10 protein-coding genes are annotated in these 19,305 nt (G+C 74.5%); 6 read left to right on the top strand and 4 right to left on the bottom strand.

All coding sequences use genetic code 11. The features are described 5' to 3' along the window. Positions 1–74: 74 nt before the first annotated feature. The 6 genes from ACGFX4_RS36820 to ACGFX4_RS36795 all read left to right on the top strand — a co-directional run bounded on the left by ACGFX4_RS36820 (position 75) and on the right by ACGFX4_RS36795 (position 11,252). Positions 75–1,955 (top strand): amino acid transporter, encoded by a 1,881-nt coding sequence (locus ACGFX4_RS36820; protein WP_393084439.1) that lies wholly within the window; start codon positions 75–77, stop codon positions 1,953–1,955. Between the two features lie 158 nt (positions 1,956–2,113). Continuing rightward, positions 2,114–4,408 carry a molybdopterin cofactor-binding domain-containing protein gene (locus ACGFX4_RS36815; protein ID WP_393084437.1) on the top strand — a complete coding sequence of 765 codons (2,295 nt, stop codon included), beginning with the start codon at positions 2,114–2,116 and terminating at the stop codon, positions 4,406–4,408. 26 nt (positions 4,409–4,434) lie between these two features. Then, the gene (locus tag ACGFX4_RS36810; RefSeq protein WP_393084434.1) at positions 4,435–4,911 is read left to right on the top strand and encodes a (2Fe-2S)-binding protein; all 477 of its coding nucleotides are present in this window, start codon (positions 4,435–4,437) and stop codon (positions 4,909–4,911) included. A 209-nt stretch (positions 4,912–5,120) separates the two neighbouring features. Continuing rightward, positions 5,121–8,939, top strand: coding sequence for a Pls/PosA family non-ribosomal peptide synthetase (locus tag ACGFX4_RS36805; protein ID WP_393084488.1), 3,819 nt, complete (start codon positions 5,121–5,123; stop codon positions 8,937–8,939). A gap of 7 nt (positions 8,940–8,946) precedes the next feature. Next, on the top strand, positions 8,947–10,308 hold the full coding sequence (locus ACGFX4_RS36800) for a M1 family metallopeptidase (RefSeq protein ID WP_393084430.1): 1,362 nt from the start codon (positions 8,947–8,949) through the stop codon (positions 10,306–10,308). Between the two features lie 68 nt (positions 10,309–10,376). Next, positions 10,377–11,252 (top strand): DUF1963 domain-containing protein, encoded by an 876-nt coding sequence (locus tag ACGFX4_RS36795; RefSeq protein ID WP_393084427.1) that lies wholly within the window; start codon positions 10,377–10,379, stop codon positions 11,250–11,252. Between the two features lie 22 nt (positions 11,253–11,274). Here ACGFX4_RS36795 and ACGFX4_RS36790 read toward each other — a convergent pair whose 3' ends face one another. The 4 genes from ACGFX4_RS36790 to ACGFX4_RS36775 form a co-directional block, all read right to left on the bottom strand. Continuing rightward, positions 11,275–15,435, bottom strand: a complete 4,161-nt coding sequence (locus ACGFX4_RS36790) for a molybdopterin-dependent oxidoreductase (protein WP_393084424.1) — start codon at positions 15,433–15,435, stop codon at positions 11,275–11,277. Positions 15,436–15,603: 168 nt separating this feature from the next. Further along, the gene (locus ACGFX4_RS36785) at positions 15,604–16,419 is read right to left on the bottom strand and encodes a hypothetical protein (protein ID WP_393084422.1); all 816 of its coding nucleotides are present in this window, start codon (positions 16,417–16,419) and stop codon (positions 15,604–15,606) included. Between the two features lie 189 nt (positions 16,420–16,608). After that, positions 16,609–17,868: a peptidase M20 gene (locus ACGFX4_RS36780; protein WP_393084419.1), complete on the bottom strand. Its 1,260-nt coding sequence runs from the start codon at positions 17,866–17,868 to the stop codon at positions 16,609–16,611. Then, entirely contained in the window at positions 17,865–19,193 is a 1,329-nt protein-coding gene (locus tag ACGFX4_RS36775; protein WP_393084416.1) for a protoporphyrinogen/coproporphyrinogen oxidase, read from the bottom strand. The genes ACGFX4_RS36780 and ACGFX4_RS36775 overlap by 4 nt, the downstream gene beginning before the upstream one ends. Between the last annotated feature and the right edge of the window lie 112 nt (positions 19,194–19,305).

The raw sequence follows: 19,305 nt of genomic DNA, 5'->3' as shown, positions 1-19,305 counted from the left end.
TCGCCGCCGCACCGGCCGGTGGGGAGCCGACGAGCAGCAGGTTCCGCGCCTGGTTGCTGGAAGGCCTGTCCGACATGGCCAAACAGCACCCCGGGCCGCACGCCCAGTCACCGGCGCACAAGGGCCAGCGCTGGTGGCGGGTGATGTGCCTGACTGGCCTGGACTACTTCTCCACGCTCGGCTACCAGCCCGGCATCGCCGCTCTCGCGGCCGGGGCGCTGTCGCCGGTGGCGACCATCGTGCTGGTGCTGGTCACCCTGTTCGGCGCGCTGCCGGTGTACCGGCGGGTGGCCCAGGAGAGCCCGCACGGCGAGGGTTCGATCGCCATGCTGGAGCGGCTGCTGTCGTTCTGGAAGGGCAAGCTGTTCGTGCTGGCCCTGCTGGGCTTCGCCGCCACCGACTTCCTGATCACCATCACGCTCTCCGCCGCCGACGCCACCGCCCACCTGGTGGAGAATCCGCACCTGAGCAGCGCCCTCGGCGGCAAGCAGGTGCTGATCACCCTGGTGCTGATCGCCCTGCTCGGCGGGGTGTTCCTGAAGGGGTTCAGTGAGGCGATCGGCCTGGCGGTCGTCCTGGTCGCGGTCTACCTGGCGCTGAACGTGGTGGTGGTCGCGGTCGGCCTGTGGCAGGTGCTGACCGACCCCGGTCTGATCACCGACTGGACGGACGCACTCTCCGCCGAGCACAGCAGCCCGCTCGCCATGATCGGCGTCGCCCTGGTGGTCTTCCCCAAGCTGGCGCTCGGCCTGTCCGGCTTCGAGACCGGTGTCGCCGTGATGCCGCACATCGAGGGCGACCCGGACGACACCGAGGAGAAGCCCACCGGGCGGATCCGCGGCGCCCGCAAGCTGCTCACCACCGCCGCGCTGATCATGAGCGTCGCCCTGATCACCACCAGCTTCATCACCACCCTGCTGATCCCCAAGGCGGCGTTCGAGCCGGGCGGCGAGGCCAACGGACGGGCGCTGGCCTATCTGGCGCACGAGTACCTGGGCGGCGCGTTCGGCTCGGTGTACGACCTGTCGACCATCCTGATCCTGTGGTTCGCCGGCGCCTCGGCGATGGCCGGACTGCTCAACCTGATGCCCCGCTACCTGCCCCGGTACGGCATGGCCCCGCACTGGGCGCGGGCGGTGCGGCCGATGGTGCTGGTGCTCACCGCCATCGCCTTCCTGGTCACCTGGATCTTCGACGCCAGCGTCGACGCCCAGGGCGGCGCGTACGCCACCGGTGTGCTGGTGCTGATCACCTCGGCGGCGATCGCGGTGACCATCGCCGCGCACGCCGCCCGGCAGCGCCACTGGACCGTCGGGTTCGCGGTGATCGCCGCGGTCTTCGTCTACACCACGGCGGCCAACATCGCCGAGCGGCCGGACGGCGTGAAGATCGGCGCCTGCTTCATCGCCGGCATCATCCTGGTCTCGGTCGCCTCCCGGCTCGCCCGGGCCTTCGAGCTCCGGGTCACCGCCGTGACGCTGGACGAGGTCGCCGACCGCTTCGTGCGGGACACCGCGCACCGCACCATCCGGCTGATCGCCAACGAGCCGAACAGCCGCGACCTCGCCGAGTACCGCGACAAGGCGCACCAGATCCGCACCGACAACGCTCTGCCGGTCGAGGACGACCTGGTCTTCGTCGAGGTGACCGTGCGCGACCCCTCCGACTTCGAGGCGGAGCTGACGGTGCACGGCGAGGTGCTGCACGACCGGTACCGGGTGCTGACCCTGCAGCACTCCAGCGTGCCGAACGCGCTCGCCGCGCTGCTGCTGCACGTCCGCGACCGCACCGGGCAGCAGCCGCACATCTACTTCGAGTGGACCGAGGGCAACCCCTTCGCGCAGTTCCTGCGGTTCTTCCTGTTCGGGCAGGGCGAGGTCGCGCCGGTCACCCGCGAGGTGCTGCGCGAGGCCGAGCCCGACCGCACCCGCCGCCCCCGCGTCCACGTCGGCTGACCGCCCCGCCTCCCTCGGCCTCTCGGTGGTCGCCCTCCGGGCCTCGCTGCAACTCCTGGGGTGATCGGGGAGGGTGCGCGGAGGGGGGTGTACCTGACAGGATCCCCTCCGGCGCGGACGCCGGTCGGTGCGTCCCCGTGGCGAAGGGGTGTGGGGCGATGGACGGCCGGGGCGGGGAGCTGGGGCGGCGGCGGTTCCTGGGGTACGTGCTGGCGGCGTCGACGCTGACCGTGGCGGCGCAGCTCGGGGAGGCGGGCCCGGCCGCGGCCGCGGTGCCCTCGCTGCCCGGTCCGGCGGAGCTGTACGACCTGACCGACCTGGTCACCGACGCGGCGCTGCCCACCTCCGGCCTGATCCTCGTGCAGCTGCACGAGGACGGCACGGCCTCCTTCGCGCTGCCGCGTGCCGAGGTCGGCCAGGGCATCACCACCTCCACCGCGATGCTGATCGCCGAGGAGCTGGAGCTGCCGCTGGAACGGATCCGGGTCACCCTCGCCGACGCCCGGCCCGAGCTGCTGTTCAACCAGCTGACCGGCGGCTCCACCACCACCGCCTCCACGTACACGCCGATCCGGGTCGCCGCCGCGGTGGCCCGCGGCCGGCTGCTCGCGGCGGCCGCGGAACTGCTCGGCGCCCCGCTCGCCGGGCTGGTCGCCAGGGCCGGCGCGGTCCTCGCGCCGGACGGCCGCAGCGTCGGCTACGGCGAGCTGGCGGTCCGGGCGGGCAGCGCGGTGACCGCGCAGGTCGCGGTGGAGCTCAAGGACGCCTCCCGGTTCGAGGTGATCGGCACCGGCCGGACCCGGGTCGACGCGCTGGCCGCGGTCACCGGCCGCAAGCAGTTCGCGATGGACGTGCAGGTGCCGGGCGCGCTGCCCACGATGGTCTGCCGCCCGCCGACGATCAACGGCACCGTGCGGTCGGTCCGCAACCTCGCCGAGGTCCGGGCGATGCCGGGGGTCACCGACGTGGTGACGGTGCGCACCGGGGTCGCGGTGCGCGCCCGGACCTTCGGCCAGTGCGTCGACGCCGTCCGCGCGCTGAGCGTGGACTGGGGTCCGGGCACCGCGGAGGGCGTGAGCGAGGCGGGTGTGCTGCAGGAGCTGCGGGCCGCCGAACTGCCGCTGGTGGTGCCTCCGCTGCCGCTGCTCACCAAGGCCGTGGACGCCCGCTTCACCTTCCACTTCGCCAGCAACGCGGCCCTGGAGACCAACTGTGCGGTGGCGGACGTCCGGCCCGACCGGGCGGAGGTCTGGGCCTCGCTGAAGGTGCCGATCGCCGCCCAGGAGGAGATCGCGGCGCGCCTGGGCCTGCCGGTCGGCGCGGTCACCGTGCACGTGGTCGAGGGTGGCGGCTCGTTCGGCCGCAAGCTCTTCCACGACGCGGCGCTGGAGGCCGCCGAGGTGTCCCGGGCGATGGGCAAGGCGGTCCGGCTGATGTGGCACCGCACCGACGACTTCCGCCAGGGCCGGGTCCACCCGATGGCCACCTCCCGGGTCCGGGCGACGTACTCGCTGGGCGAGGTGCTGTCGTACGAGCAGCGGCACACCTCGGTCGCCACCGACTTCGGCCACGGGCTCGGCGAGATGGTCACCGCGATGGCCGCCAAGCTGCCCGTCGCGGACCTGGGCTTCTCCGAGACCATGTTCGCGCTCACCACCCAGAGCCCGTACCACTTCGGGGTCACCACCCAGCTGCTGAGCGAGGTGGACCACGGCTTCAACACCGGCTCGATGCGCAACATCTACTCGCCGAACGTGCGCTGCGCGCAGGAGCTGGTGGTCGACCGGCTCGCGAAGGGGACGGGCCGCGACCCGTACGCCTTCCGGCGGCAGTTCCTCAAGGAGGAGCGGGCCCGGGCGGTGCTCGACAAGGTCGCGGAGCTCGGGAAGTGGGGCCGCGCGATGCCCGCCGGGACGGCGCAGGGCCTCGCCGTCCACCCCGAGTACCACTCCTTCGTCGCCGTGCTCGCCGAGATCGACTGCCGCCCGCAGACCGTCGGGCGGAGCGTCCCGCACGCGTACACCGGGCCGCGGGTGACCAAGGTGGTGTGCGCCGTGGACGTCGGCCTCGCGGTCAACCCGCGCGGTCTGGAGGCGCAGATGATGGGCGGCATCATGGACGGCATCGCGGTCGCCCTCAGCTCCAGCCTGCACCTGAAGGACGGCCGTTTCCTGGAAGGCAGTTGGGACCAGTACTACTACACCCGGCAGTGGAACACCCCGCCGGAGCTGGAGATCGTGGTGATGCCGACCACCACCGGAGTCCCGGGCGGGGCCGGCGAGTTGGCGGTCGCCGGCGCGATGGCGGCGGTCGCCTGCGCGTACGGCCGGGCCACCGGCACCATGCCGACCACCTTCCCGATCAACCACGACGGGCCGCTCGGCTTCGAGCCGATGCCCGCCGTGCCGCCGATCCCGCAGTCGCCCACCGACGGCCGCAGCCGCACGTATTAGCAGCCGCACCTCTTAGGAGCCAGTCCGTGCCCCAGCACACCTTCATCCTCAACGGCGACCGGGTCACCGTGGACATCGAGGACGACGTCCGCCTGCTCTGGGTGCTGCGCGACGTACTCGGCGTCACCGGCCCCAAGTACGGCTGCGGAGTGGGCGTCTGCCAGTCCTGCACCAGCCACCTGAACGGGCGGGCGTTCACCCCCTGCGCCGTCCCGGTCGGCGACCTGGCGCCGGACGACGCGGTCACCACCATCGAGGGCCTGCCGGCCACCGTCGGACGCGAGCTGCACCCGATGCAGGAGGCCTGGATCGAGTACGACGTCGCCCAGTGCGGCTACTGCCAGCCCGGTCAGATCATGGCCGCCGTGGCCAAGGTCCGGCAGGCCCGGGAGGCCGGGCGGGAGATCGCCGAGTCCGACCTCGACGAGATCCGCAACATCTGCCGGTGCGGTACCTACCACCGGATCCGCGAGGCGATCACGGCCGCCGCGCAGCGCTACTGACGGACCGGCGGCCGGGTCGGGACGGCCGTCCGGCAGCCGTGCCGGGAGCGGGCGTCCGACCTCGGGATTCGGCGGATCGCCGCGTCCCTGACGGGGTTGTTTGCCATCGGTCGGTAGAATTGATCGGGTTGTCTTGCTTCGGGGCGCCTGCGCTGGGTCGGTCCGGGGAATCCCATGACGAGGACCGGATGGCTGCGATGACCACCCCGATGACCGTGTCCGACACGCCGATGGCGCTGTTCGGAGGGCAGTCGGCGCCCGACGTCCGGACGCTGGTGGAGGTGCTGCGCGCCACCGCGGCCGCCCACCCCGACGAGCCCGCGCTGGACGACGGCACGGTGGTGCTCTCGTACGCGGAGCTGATGACGGCGGTCGAGCGGCAGCGCCGCCGGCTGGCGGAGGCCGGGATCGGCCTCGGCGCCCGGGTCGGCGTCCGGGTGCCGTCCGGCACCAACGAGCTGTACGTGGGGATCCTGGCGGTGCTGGCGGCGGGCGCCGCGTACGTGCCGGTGGACGCGGAGGACCCGGACGAGCGCGCCGACCTGGTGTTCGGCGAGGCGGACGTCAACGCGGTGCTCGGCGCCGGCGGGACGCTCGGCGCGGTGAAGCCCTCGGGCGGCGCGGCCGCGGACCCGGGGCCGGAGCACGACGCCTGGATCATCTTCACCTCCGGCTCGACCGGCAAGCCCAAGGGCGTGGCGGTCAGCCACCGCAGCGCGGCCGCGTTCGTCGACGCCGAGGCCGCGATGTTCCTGCAGGACGAGCCGATCGGCCCCGGCGACCGGGTGATGGCCGGCCTCTCGGTGGCCTTCGACGCGTCCTGCGAGGAGATGTGGCTGGCCTGGCGGCACGGCGCCTGCCTGGTGCCGGTGCCGCGCGCCCAGGTGCGCAGCGGCGTGGACCTGGGCCCGTGGCTGGCCGAGCAGGAGATCACCGTGATCTCCACGGTGCCGACGCTGGCCGCGCTCTGGCCGGCCGAGGCGCTGAACGAGGTCCGGCTGCTGATCTTCGGCGGCGAGGCGTGCCCGCCCGAGCTGGTGGAGCGGCTGGTCACCGAGGGCCGCGAGGTGTGGAACACCTACGGCCCGACCGAGGCCACCGTCGTCGCCTGCGGCTCGCTGATGACCGGCGAGGGCCCGGTCCGGATCGGCCTGCCGCTGGACGGCTGGGAGCTCGCGGTGGTCGACGAGGCCGGCGAGCCGGTCCCGATGGGCGGCAGCGGGCAGCTGGTGATCGGCGGCGTCGGCCTGGCCCGGTACCTGGACCCGGTCAAGGACGCCGAGAAGTACGCCCCGCTGGAGTCGCTCGGCTGGGAGCGCGCCTACCGCAGCGGCGACCTGGTCCGGGCCGAACCCGCGGGGCTGGTCTTCCTCGGCCGCGGCGACGAGCAGATCAAGCTCGGCGGCCGGCGGATCGAGCTCGGCGAGGTGGACGCCGCCCTGCAGGCCCTGCCCGGCGTCGCCGGTGCCGCGGCCGCGGTGCGCACCGCCCGCGGCGGCAACCAGCTGCTGGTCGGCTACCTGGTCACCCAGGACGGCTTCGACCGGGACGCGGCCGTGGAGCGGCTGCGCGCCGAGCTGCCCGCCGCCCTGGTGCCGCTGCTGGCGCCGGTCGACGAGCTGCCCACCCGGACCTCCGGCAAGGTCGACCGCAACGCGCTGCCCTGGCCGCTGCCGGAGCTGGAGCAGTCCGGCCCGAGCGAGCAGCTGTACGGCACCGAGGCCTGGCTGGCCGAGCAGTGGGCCGAGGTGCTCGGAGCCCCGGTGCGCGGCGCCGGCGACGACTTCTTCGCGATCGGCGGCGGCTCGCTGGCCGCCGCCCAGCTGACCACCCGGCTGCGCGGCCGCTACCCGTCGGTGTCGGTGCTCGACATCTACCAGCAGCCGACCCTGCGCAAGCTGGCCCGGCTGCTGGAGCGCTCCGTGCAGGCGGACGGCGAGGCCCGCAGCATCGAGCCGACGCCGGTCCGCGCCCAGCTGCTCCAGACCCTGCTGATGCTGCCGATGGCCACCCTGACCGGCCTGCGCTGGACGGTGGCGCTGCTCGCCCTCGGCAACGTCCTGCACCTGCTCGGCGGCTACACCTGGGCACCGACCGCGTCCTGGTGGACGGTCGGTGCGGCCGCCCTGCTGCTGTTCTCCGCGCCCGGCCGGATCGCGCTGGCCGCCGGCGGCGCCCGGCTGCTGCTGCGCGGTGTCAGGCCCGGCTCCCACCCGCGCGGCGGCTCGGTCCACCTGCGGCTGTGGACCGCCGAGCGCCTCGCCGAGGCGGTCGGCGCCGGCTCGCTCTCCGGCTCCTGGCTGGTGCGCTACGCGCGGGCGCTGGGCGCCAAGGTCGGCGAGGACGTCGACCTGCACGCCCTGCCGCCGGTCACCGGCTTCCTGCGGCTCGGCAAGGGCTGCGCGATCGAGAACGAGGTCGACCTGTCCGGCTACTGGCTGGACGGCGACCGGTTGGAGATCGGCGCGATCCGGGTCGGCTCCGGCGCGGTGATCGGCACCCGCTCCACGCTCTTCCCCGGCGCCCGGGTCGGCAAGCGCGCCGAGGTCGCGCCCGGCTCCGGCGTGACCGGGCAGATCCCCACCGGCCAGCGCTGGGCGGGCGCCCCCGCCGTGAAGCTCGGCAAGGCCGAGCGTTCCTGGCCCAAGCAGCGCCCGGCCCGCAGCCCCCGCTGGGCCGCCGTGTACGGCGCGACCGGCTTCGCCCTCAGCGTCCTGCCGCTGCTGTCCGCCGTCCCCGCGCTGCTGGTCGCCGGCCTCTTCGTGCACCCCGGCGACGACCTGCAGGCCGCGCTGCGCGGCGCGCTGCTCGCCGTGGTGCCCGCGACGCTGGCGTACGGCCTGACGTACGCGGCGCTGGTGCTGGCCGGGGTCCGGCTGCTCAGCCGGGGCCTGCGCACCGGCCACCACCCGCTGCACGGCCGGATCGGCTGGCAGGCCTGGACCGTCACCCAGCTGATGGACCTGGCCCGGGAGACCCTCTTCCCGCTCTACGCGGGCCTGGTCACCCCGGTGTGGCTGCGGCTGCTCGGCATGCGGGTCGGCCGCCGCGCCGAGGTCTCCACGGTGCTGGCGCTGCCCAGCCTCACCAAGGTCGGCGACGGCGCCTTCCTCGCCGACGACACCCTGATCGCCCCGTACGAGCTGGGCGGCGGCTGGCTGCGGATCGGAAAGGCCGAGATCGGCCGCAAGGCCTTCCTCGGCAACTCCGGGATGACCGCGCCCGGCCGCTCGGTGCCCGACCGCGGCCTGGTCGGCGTGCTCTCGGCGACCCCGAAGAAGGCCAAGCGCGGCAGCTCCTACCTGGGCATGCCGCCGGTCAAGCTGCCGCGCTCCGCCGACACCGCCGACGAGGGCCGCACCTACGACCCGCCGGCCCGGCTGCTGTGGGCGCGCGGCCTGACCGAGCTGGCCCGGATGCTGCCGGTCTTCGCCTCCGCCACCCTGGCGGTCTGCACCGCGGCCGCGCTCTGCGCGCTGGACGCCCCGCTGCTGTCCGGCCTGGTGGTGCTCGGCGCCGGCGTGGTGGCCTGCGCGGTGGCGATCGCCGCCAAGTGGGTGCTGGTCGGGAAGTTCCGGGTCGGCGAGCACCCGCTGTGGTCCGGCTTCGTGTGGCGCAACGAGCTCGCCGACACCTTCGTCGAGGTGCTGGCCGTCCCGTGGCTGGTCGGACGGATCCCCGGCACCGCCGTGATGGCCCTGTGGCTGCGCGGCCTCGGCGCCCGGATCGGGCGCGGCGTGTGGTGCGAGAGCTACTGGCTGCCCGAGGCCGACCTGGTCGAGCTGGGCTCCGGCGTCAGCATCAACCGTGGCTGTGTGCTGCAGACCCACCTCTTCCACGACCGGATCATGAGGCTGGATACTGTGGTCCTCCGCGAGGGCGCCACCCTGGGCCCGGGCGGAATCGTGCTGCCCGGCAGTACCATCGGGGAACGTTCCACCCTCGGCCCGGCGTCCCTCGTGATGCGTGCGGAGACGGTCCCGGCCGACACCCGCTGGCTCGGCAACCCGATCGAGGCCTGGCAGTAGCCACGCCATGACCGAGACCGCGCACGGAGAGATCGAACCGGTGAGCCCCAAGCAGGCCGCGGCCGCTGACCCGTACTTCCCCGCCAACGGTGACCACCGCTGGCACGCCCACCGCTACGAGCTCACCCTCGACTACCGGCCGGGCCCCAACCGGCTGGCCGGCTCGGCCCGGATCAACGCCATAGCGGGCCCGGTGCAGCTGCGCGAGTTCGCCCTGGACCTGGCCGACTTCCGGATCGGCCGGGTGCTGGTCGACGGCCGGGCCGCGCACTACGCCCACCGCGGCGGCAAGCTGCGGGTCAAGCCCGCCAAGGCGCCCGCCGCCGGGGCCGCCTTCACCGTCGAGGTGCACTGGTCGGGCAACCCCAGGCCGGTCCGCAGCCCCTGGGGCGGCCTCGGCTGGGAGGAGCTGACCGACGGCGCCCTGGTCGCCAGCCAGCCGGTCGGCGCGCCGTCCTGGTACCCGTGCAACGACCGGCCCTCCGACAAGGCCAGCTACCAGATCTCGCTCACCACGCCGTCCCCGTACACCGTGGTCACCGGCGGGCGGCTGCTCACCCGCACCACCCGGGCCTCCGCCACCACCTGGGTGTACGAGCAGTCCGCGCCGACCGCCAGCTACCTGGTCGGCGTCTCCGTCGGCCCGTACCGGGCGGTCCCGCTGGTCGAGCGGGAGACCGGCCAGGTACCGCAGACCGGGTACGTGCCGGCCGCGCTGCGCGAGCGCTTCGAGCACGACTTCGCCCGGCAGCCGCAGATGATGTGGCTCTTCGAGGACCTGTTCGGCCCGTACCCCTTCGACGGGTACACCGTGGTGGTCGCCGACGAGGAGCTGGACGTGCCGGTCGAGGCCCAGGGCCTGGCCACCTTCGGCACCAACCACGTGAACGGCGCCCGCGGCGCCGAGCGGCTGGTCGCGCACGAGCTGGCCCACCAGTGGTTCGGCAACAGCGTGACCATCGGCGGCTGGCAGCACATCTGGCTGAACGAGGGCTTCGCCAAGTACGCCGAGTGGCTGTGGTCCGAGCGCTCCGGCGGGGTGTCCACCCAGCGCAAGGCCGAGGCCGCGTACCGGCAGCTGCTCGGCCTGCCGCAGGACCTGCGGATCGGCGACCCCGGCCGGCGGCTGATGTTCGACGACCGGGTCTACGAGCGCGGCGGCCTCACCGTCCACGCCCTGCGGGTCGCCCTCGGCGACGAGGCGTTCTTCCGGATGGTCCGCGACTGGGCCACCACCCGCCGCCACTCGGTGGTCACCACCGCCGACTTCACCGCCCACGCCGCCCGCTACAGCCCCCACCGCCTCACCCCGCTCTTCACCGCGTGGCTCGACACCGGCGCCCTCCCCCCGCTCCCGGTCCTCGGGTAGGCCCGGTGTCGGGGGCGGACCGTAGAGTTCCGCTCCGGCACCAGGCACCCGATCACGGAGACCGCACGATGACCCGCACCACCCCGCCGCGCCCGGTGGACGTCGAGACGCTGTTCCCGGAGCTGGCCCCGCTGGCCCGCACCGCCATCCGGCTCCACCCCCGGCCCGGGCGGCCGACCCCGGAGCAGAGCTCGGTCGGCGGGCCGCTGCTGTGGCCGGCCGACGAGCCGTGGCCGGTCTGCCCGAGCACCAGCCACTCCCGGGGGTGGGGCGCGCCGGTGACCGAGGGGCCGGTGCCGCTGGTCCCGGTCGTCCAGATCCAGCGGCGGGACGTGCCGCAGCTCGCCTTCCCGGAGGGCACCGACCTGCTGCAGGTGCTCTGGTGCCCGTACATCGTCGACCTGTGCGACACCCCGGTGCCGCTGGTGCTGCGGCGCAGCGGCGCGGCGGTCGGCCCCGCGCTCGACGCGACGCCGGCCACCGTGGCGGACGCGCCGCGGGACAGCATTCCGGCCGCGTGCGTCCTCCACCCCGAGGCGGTGACGGACTACCCGAGCGCGGACATGCCCGAGGACGTCGCCGAGGCGGTTGGCTGGCGCCTGCAGGAGCTGGGGGCCCGGACGGGGCTGAGCTACTCCTACCACCTGGCTGAAGCACCGGGCATCAAGCTCGGCGGATACCCGAGTTGGACCCAGGAGCCCGGTTGGCCCGACTGCCCGGACTGCGGGGGCACGATGGAGCACCTGCTGACCGTGGCCAGCCGGGAGTGCGACGGCCGGTCGTGGCGCACCTGGCTGCCGATCGAGGAGCGGGCCGACGACCCGTGGCCGGACTCGGCGCAGAGCCCGGCGGACGTGATGTTCGGCGACGCGGGCGGCGTCTACGTCTTCGAGTGCGTGACCTGCCCGGGCCGGCCCGTGGCGTACCACTGGGACTGCTCCTGAGCCGCCCGGGCCGCGCCGGCGGTCAGTACACGTCGCGGGCGTAGCGCTTCTCGGCGGAGAGCCGCTTGAGCCAGGCGGCGGCCTCGTCCTCGCCGAGGCCGCCGTGGGCGACGGCTATCTCGCGCAGGGTGCGGTCCACGTCCTTGGCCATCCGGTTGGCGTCGCCGCAGACGTAGAAGTGGGCGCCGTCCTGCAGCCAGGACCAGAGCTGGGCGCCGTGCTCGCGCATCCGGTCCTGGACGTAGACCTTGTTGCGCTGGTCGCGGGAGAAGGCCAGGTCCAGGCGGGTCAGCGTGCCGTGGCGGTGCAGCTCCTCCAGCTCCTCGCGGTAGTAGAAGTCGGTGGACCGGCGCTGCTCGCCGAAGAGCAGCCAGTTGCCGCCGTGGTGGCCGCGGGCCCGGCGCTCCTCCAGGAAGCCGAGGAAGGGCGCCACGCCGGTGCCGGGGCCGACCATCACGGCCGGGACGGCGGGGTCGGCGGGCGGCCGGAAGTGCGCGGAGCGCTGCACGAACACCGGGACGGGGCTGTCCGGCTCGGCGTCGGCGAGGAAGGTGGAGGCGACGCCCTTGCGGAGCCGGCCGCTGCGGCCCTCGTAGCGCAGCACGGACACGGTGAGCGAGACGTGCCGCGGGTCGGCGAGCGGGCTGGAGGATATCGAGTACAGCCGGGGCTGCAGCCGCTTCAGCCGGTCGGCCCACTCCTGCGCGGACACCCGGACGGGGTACTCGGCGAGCACGTCCGCCGCCTGCCGGTCCCAGACCCACTGCGCCAGCTCGCCCTTGTTGTCCGGGCGGAGCAGCTTGCGCAGCGTCCGGTCGCCGGTCCGGTCGGCGGCGAGCCGCAGCAGGTCGGGGGTGATCCTGGTGATGTCCAGGTGGCGTTCCAGCGCCTCGCCGAACGGCAGCGGGTCGAGGCCGCCGAGGGTCACCTCGGCGTTCCGGTCGAGGCCGGTCACGGCGAGCCATTCGTCGACCAGGTCGGGGCAGTTGACCGGCCACACGCCGAGCGCGTCGCCCGCCTCGTACGCCGGGCCGTCCTCGCCGAGGTCGAAGGTGAACCGCCGGACCTCCTTGGCCGCGCCCGGCAGGCTGAGCAGCCGGTTGCCGACCAGCCGGGCGGTGTGCGGCGCGGCCTTGGAGGGACGGCCGCCGGCCGGCGACGCCGACGGCGCCGCGACGGTGGCCGGGGCGGCGGTGCCGAGCAGGCCGAGCACCTCGGTCAGCCACTCCTCGGCGGGCTGGTCGAAGTCCGGCTCGCAGTCCCGGCGTTCCAGCAGCCGGACGCCGCCGAGTTCGCCGAGCCGGGCGTCCAGCCGGCGGCCGTGGCCGCAGAAGTCGTCGTAGTTGGAGTCGCCGAACGCCAGCACCGCGTAGCGCAGGTCGGCGAAGCGGCGGGCGTCGGCGGCGTTCAGCGACTGCCAGAAGTCGGCCCCGTTGTCGGGCGCGTCGCCGTCGCCGAAGGTGGAGGTGACCACCAGCAGGTCGGTGCCGGGCGCGATGGTGCCGGGCGGACAGTCCGCCATCGACAGGACCGAGGCGGTGCGGCCGGAGGCGGTCAGGCGTCCGGCGACGGTGGTGGCGAACTCCTCGGCGTTGCCGGTCTGCGAGGCCCACAGGACGAGCACCTGGCGGCCGGGCGGGGCCGGGGCGTCGGCGGTGGGGGCGGCGGAGCGGGAGAACAGCCCGGCGAGCATCCCGTCCACCCACAGCGCGTGCTCGCGGGCGAACGGCGCCCCGGCGGGCAGCGCGGGAACCCCGACGGCGGCGGGCGCGGCGGCCACGCCGACCAGGAAGCCCGCCAGGTACCGCCGTTCGTCCTCCGCCAGGACCGGGGGCACCAGCTCGGCGACGCCGAAGGCCTCGGCCAGCGCGGGCAGCGGCCCCGCCGGGCCAGGCCCGCCGCCGGGCCGGGGCGCTGCGGCCTCGGCGGGTGCGGCCGATCCGGCGGCTCCGGCGGTTCCGGTGGCTCCGGCGGTGAAGTCCGGTACGGGAACGGTGGAGCGGCTCAGCGTGACGGCGCAGAACTTCAGCTCCGGCTGCTGGGAGACCGGGTCGACCGCGTCCGAGGTGACTGCGTTGACGCTCAGGTACTCGCCGAACAGGTCGTTCCAGTGCATCGGCGCGAAGCAGGTGCCCTGCCGCACCCGGTCGGTGACCACGGCGGGCAGCACGGCCCGGCCGCGCCGGGAGGCGATCTCGACCGCGTCCCCGTCGGCGAGGCCGAGCGCTTCCGCGTCCAGCGGGTGGATCTCGACGAACGGGCCGGGGTTGAGCCGGTTCAGCTTGGCGACCTTGCCGGTCTTGGTCAGGGTGTGCCACTGGTGCTGGACCCGGCCGGTGTTCAGCACGAACGGGAAGTCGTCGTCCGGGAGTTCGGCCGGGTCGGCGTGCGGCCGGGCGTGGAAGACGGCCCGCCCGCTGGGGGTCGGGAAGGCCAGCGCGGGCCGGGTGCCGTCCTCGCGGACCAGCAGCTGCTGGCTGACGCCGTCGTTGCGGTAGCGCACCGGGTTGCGGTCCGGCCCGTCCTCGGCGGCGGCCGGCCACTGCACCGGGGTTTCGCGCAGCCGCTCGTAGGTGACGCCGCGCAGGTCCCAGCCGGTCTTCGGGTTCCGGAATTGCTTGAGCTCCTCGAAGACCTCCTCGGCGCTCGCGTAGGTGAAGGCCTCGGCGAAACCCATCGCGCAGGCCACCCGGGCGATCAACTGCCAGTCGGGCAGGGCCTGTCCGGGTGCGTCGAGGACGCCCTGCACCAGCGTCAGGTTGCGTTCGGAGTTGACCTGCACGCCGTCGGACTCGGCCCAGAGCGTGGCGGGCAGCACCAGGTCGGCGTACGCGTTGGTCTCGGTGTCGCCGAACACGTCCTGGGCGATGACCAGTTCGGCGGCCTCCAGGCCCTCGATCACGGTCCGCCGGTTGGCCACCGAGGCGACCGGGTTGGTGCAGATGATCCAGCACGCCTTGACCCGGCCGGCCGCCATCCGCTCGAACAGCTCGATCGTGCCGCCGCCGACCTCGGTGCGCAGGGTGCCCTCCGGCAGGCCCCACACCTCCTCGGTGAACCGCCGCTCCTCGGGCACCAGGACCGAGCGCTGGCCGGGCAGGCCCGGGCCCATGTAGCCCATCTCCCGGCCGCCCATCGCGTTCGGCTGGCCGGTGAGCGAGAACGGGCCGCTGCCCGGACGGCAGATCGCGCCGGTCGCCAGGTGCAGGTTGACCAGGGCGTTGGTGTTCCAGGTGCCGTGGGTGGACTGGTTGAGGCCCATGGTCCAGCAGCTCATCCACTCGCCGGCCTCGCCGATCAGCCGGGCCGCCTCGCGGATCGACTCCTCGGGCAGGCCGGTCAGTTCGGCGACCTTCGCCGGCGGATAGTCGGCCAGGAAACCCGGCAGCTGCTCCCAGCCCTCGGTGTGCTCGGCGATGAACTCCTGGTCGGTGTATCCGCCTTCGACCAGCAGGTGGAGCAGCCCGTTCAGCAGCGCCAGATCGGTGCCGGGCCGGATCTGCAGGAACAGGTCGGCCTTGGCGGCGGTCGCGGAGCGCCGTGGGTCCACCACGATCAGCTTGGCGCCGGCCTTCACGCGGTCCATCATCCGCAGGAAGAGGATCGGGTGGCAGTCGGCCATGTTGGAGCCGATCACCAGGAAGACGTCGGCGTGGTCGAAGTCCCGGTACGAGCCGGGCGGGCCGTCCGCGCCGAGCGAGAGCTTGTAGCCGCTGCCCGCACTGGCCATGCACAGGCGGGAGTTGGACTCGATGGAGTTGGTCCGCACGAAGCCCTTGGCCAGCTTGTTGGCCAGGTACTGCGCCTCCAGGCTCATCTGGCCGGAGACGTAGAAGGCGAGCGCGTCCGGGCCGTGCTCGTCCAGGATCGCGCGCAGCCGGCGGGCGGTCTCGGCGATCGCCTCGTCCACGTCCAGCGGCTCCGGTTCGGCGCCCCGGTCGGTGCGGTGCAGCGCGGTGGTCAGCCGGCCGGGCGCGGACATCAGCTCGGCACCGGTCGCGCCCTTGGTGCACAGCCGGCCCGCGTTCGCCGGGTGCTCGGGGTCGCCCGAGACCTTCGCCGCGGTGCGCCGGCCGGCCGCGTCGCGGCCGATCTCCAGGACGATCCCGCAGCCGACGCCGCAGTACGAGCAGACCGTCCGCACCCGGTCGCCCGCCGGTGTGCCCGCCGTCGCTGCCGCCACCCTCTGGCCTCCTCGATCCGATTCGAGGCCCAAGCTAGGCAGCTCCTGTTGCGGGCAGGTGAAATCGGACGGCCCCCCGCCGTTACGCGTGCCGCACCCGCGAGGGCGCAACCTGTGAGGTCGGGGAGGGTCGGCGGGGTGCGGTCCGGCCGGGTCGGCGGGGGCGGGTCAGGGGCCGGTGGCCACGGTCTGCGGGTCGGTCCAGAAGACGGCCAGCGAGCCGTCCTTGAACGGCTGCGGGCTGACGCTCAGCTCGCCGGAGAACGGCCGGTCCAGCACCACCACCAGCAACAGGCTGAACCCGATCAACGCGGCCACCGAGCCGACGAACAGCAGCTGGATGCGGCGGCTGCGGATCCCGTACAGGAAGGTCAGCGGCAGGATCACCACCGCGCCGCCGAACACCAGCACCTGCAGCAGGACGGGCAGCTGCTGGTGGCTCTGGGTGATCCGGGCCCGGCGCTGGGCGACCACCTGGTCGAGGTTGGTGACCGCCTGCTCGTAGAAGGTCTGCTCGGTCTCGGTGGTCGGCTCGTACCCGCGCAGCGCGTGGTAGACCGCCTCCAGCTTGGGCGCGGTGCGGCCGTAGTCGCCGCTGCCGTCGCGCATCAGCGGCCACTGCTGCTCGACCACCGCGTGCACATAGCTGCCCACCGCGGCCTGCACCTCGGTGCGCGGGCCCGGCGGGAACGCCTGGGCGTCCCGGACGATCTGCGCCGCGGCGGTGGCCTCGGTGGCGATGACCGACTCGGCGCTCTGCAACTGCGTCCACAGGTTGACGATCACGAAGGCCAGGATCACCCCGTAGATCGCGCCGAACATGGAGAGCACCACCCCGACCATCTCGTTGTGCCCGCCCTCGGCGGTCGCCGGGTGGTACCGGCGGGTGAGCGCGCTGCCCAGCACCGCCAGCACGACGATCCCGCCGACCACCACCACGCCGAGGGCGAAGGTGGAGAGGTGGTTGAGCAGCCAGAGTTCCACCGCTCAGACCCCGGCCCGGACGGCCGCGACGGGCGCGGAGGAGACGGCGGAGGGGGAGCGGAGGCAGGAGTCGGTCACCGTGCGAGCCTACGGGCGGGACGGGCCGGCAGGTGGCGCGACCGGCCCATGATCACCCGCATGAGCGGTGCTCCGGCGGGCAGTTGACCGGTCGTCCGGTCAGTCGTCCGGTCAGTCGTCCGCGGTGGACGCGGCGAACGCCGTGAGCAGTCGGGCGACCGCGTCGGCGAACTCGTCGAGCCGGTCGAGGTCCACGGACTCGCCACTGTCGCCGGTGGCAGGGGCGGCGGTGCCGGGGCCGAACAGGACGGTGAGGGTGTCCGGCAGCCCGGCGGTCCAGATCGCGTCGCTGACGAACGCGGGCTCCTCCCCGGGCCACCGGGCGAAGCCGGCCCGGGTCAGCAGCCGCTCCAGCGCCGGGTGGTGGGAGTCCAGGACGGGCAGCCCGCGCTGCAGCCAGTCCACGGCGGTGATCCGGGCGCACTCCCCGGCGGTCCGGGCGAGGCCGGGCAGGTCGGCGAAGTCCGCCCGGAAGCGGGCCAGCCCGCCGGCCACGGCCGCCTCCACCGCCCGCTCCGCCGCGCGACCGGCCGCCGCGTCCCCGTACGGCAGCTGCAGCAGCAACTCGCCGTCACCCGCGGCCACGCCGGGCAGCGGACCGGCCGCGAGCCCACCGACCCGCACCGGCCGGTCGGCGAGCTCGCGGGCCAGGTACTGGGCGAGGAAGCCCAGCAGCACCGCCGCCTCGATGCGCCCGTCCGTCCGGCCGGCGGCCGCGTCCTCGCCGCGGACCCGCAGCCGGGCCGTCGAGGCGGCGGTCGCCCGGGGGAGCCAGCGCAGCCCGGTCGGTTCGCAGAAGACGTTCAGCGCGCCGACGTACCCGCGCTCCACCAGCGGACGGGTGCCCAGCACACCACCGGCCCCGCCCGCCGCCAGCTGGACCAGCACGGTGATCCGCTCCACCAGGGCGGGCGCCATCGCCAGCGCCGCCCGGATCCCGGCCAGCAGCGCCACCGCCGGGCCCGCGCCGCCGTTCGCGCCGGGCCCGCGGACCCTCCGCCCGTCGAAGGAGACCGGCGCCGATCCGGGGGCGGCGTCCAGCCGCACGTTGACCATCACCGTGCGGGCCGGGGAACGCGCCGGCCCGAGCCGCAGCACCAGGCTGGGCCGGTCCGCCAGGTACCCCGGCTGCTCGGCCACGGCCCGGCGGACCGCCGGCGGCACGTCCGGGCGGTCCAGCTCCGCCGGCAGCGGCGAGCCGAAGTGCACCGTCGCCAACCCCAGCCGATCGGCCGCCGCGGCGTACCGTTCCATGGCCCGCACGCCGTGCGGCCCCGGCGGAGTTGCCGGCGGCGTCTGCAGCAGGTGCAGCAGCAGCTCGCAGTCGACCGGCAGCAGCCCGGTCGCCGCCCATACCGGGACGGGGCTCATCCGGCCGCCTCCAGCAGTCGCCGGGCGGCCAGTTTCCCGGAGCGGATCGCGCCCTCGCCGGTGGGCCGGAGCATCACCCAGTCCCCGGCGTACTCGACCGTCCGCACCGGCCTGCGCAGGAACGCGGCGCGCAGCCGCAGCGCGGCGGGGGTGCACTCGGGCAGGCCGTGGCGGAAGCGGTGGACCAGGGTGGTGACGGTCGCCTCGCGGAGGCCGGGCAGGAAGCGCTCGGCCTCCGCGCAGGCCAGCTCGGCGATCCTGGCGTCCGGCGCGTCCAGCAGCTCCGGGCAGATCCAGGGGGAGAGGAGGATGCCGACCAGGCCGCGTCCGGCCGGTGCCCGGCCCGCCGCCCGGAGGTGGTCCAGGACCAGGCCGCTGCACACCCGGCTCTCGGTGGCCGGGACGGCCAGGGCGTAGCTGGGGCTGCGGGTCGGGCTCGGCAGGGGGCGGTCGAGCAGGCAGGAGACCTTCAGCATCGGCGTGTAGCCGCCGGCCTCCAGGTACGGCCGCTCCTCGTCGGGGACCCGGTCCTCCAGGACCCGCAGCGCGAGCGGCGCGGGGACGGCCAGCACGACCTGTCGGGCGCGCAGCAGCAGGCCGTCGGCGAGCCGGAGCGCGGCGCCGCCGCCGTGCAGCGGCACCACCTCCCGCACCTCGGCCTTCAGGGTGACCTCGTGCTGTTCGGCGAGGGCGCGGGGCAGGGTGTCCATGCCGTCGCGGTAGGCCGTCCGGCGGGCACCGCCGCCGACCGGGAGCAGGTCGGTGACCAGCGGGGCGGCGGCCGAGCGGTCCGGACGCCAGCCGAAGCGGTGCGCGGCGATCGGCTGGAGCAGGCCGTCCAGCAGTTCGCCGCGGCCGGCGTACTGGCTGATCGTCAGGTCGCCGAGCGGGGTGGCCTCGGGCCGGTCTGCGTCGAAGGAGCGGGCGCGCGCGGCGAGGCGCGCGGCGAACCGGAGCCACTGTGCGCGCCCGCGCAGCGACAGTCCGGCGCCGGTCGCCAGGCTCTTGGGGTGGGCGAGGTAGGGGTGGGCCCGGCCGTGCCGCCAGAGAGCGAGCCCGGGCTCGACCGCCAGGAGCCGGTCCGCCGGGATCCCGGCCGCGCGGATCAGTTCCCAGGTGGCTTCCTGGCCGCGTCCGGCGACGGTGTCGGCGCCCTCGTCCACCAGGTAGCCGTCGTGCCGGGTGGTGGCCATCCGGCCGCCGACCCGTTCGCTCGCCTCCAGCAGGGTCACCTCGCGCCCCGCCGCCCGCAGGTGGTGGGCGGCGGACAGCCCGGCGATCCCGGCTCCGACCACTGCCACGTCCAGCTCGTTGGCCCCTGTCACGGAATTGCTGGTCCTCTCGGAACGGATACCGGGCGAACGAAACCGTACACGAGGAAATGAGGCCCAACGATCTTTCCTGTTGCCGGAGTTGACGTCATGTCGGATGGAACGA

It is taken from the genome of Kitasatospora sp. NPDC048365 (assembly GCF_043200835.1).
GTDB lineage: Bacteria > Actinomycetota > Actinomycetes > Streptomycetales > Streptomycetaceae > Kitasatospora > Kitasatospora terrestris.
This window is presented reverse-complemented; position numbering and strand designations above follow the sequence as displayed.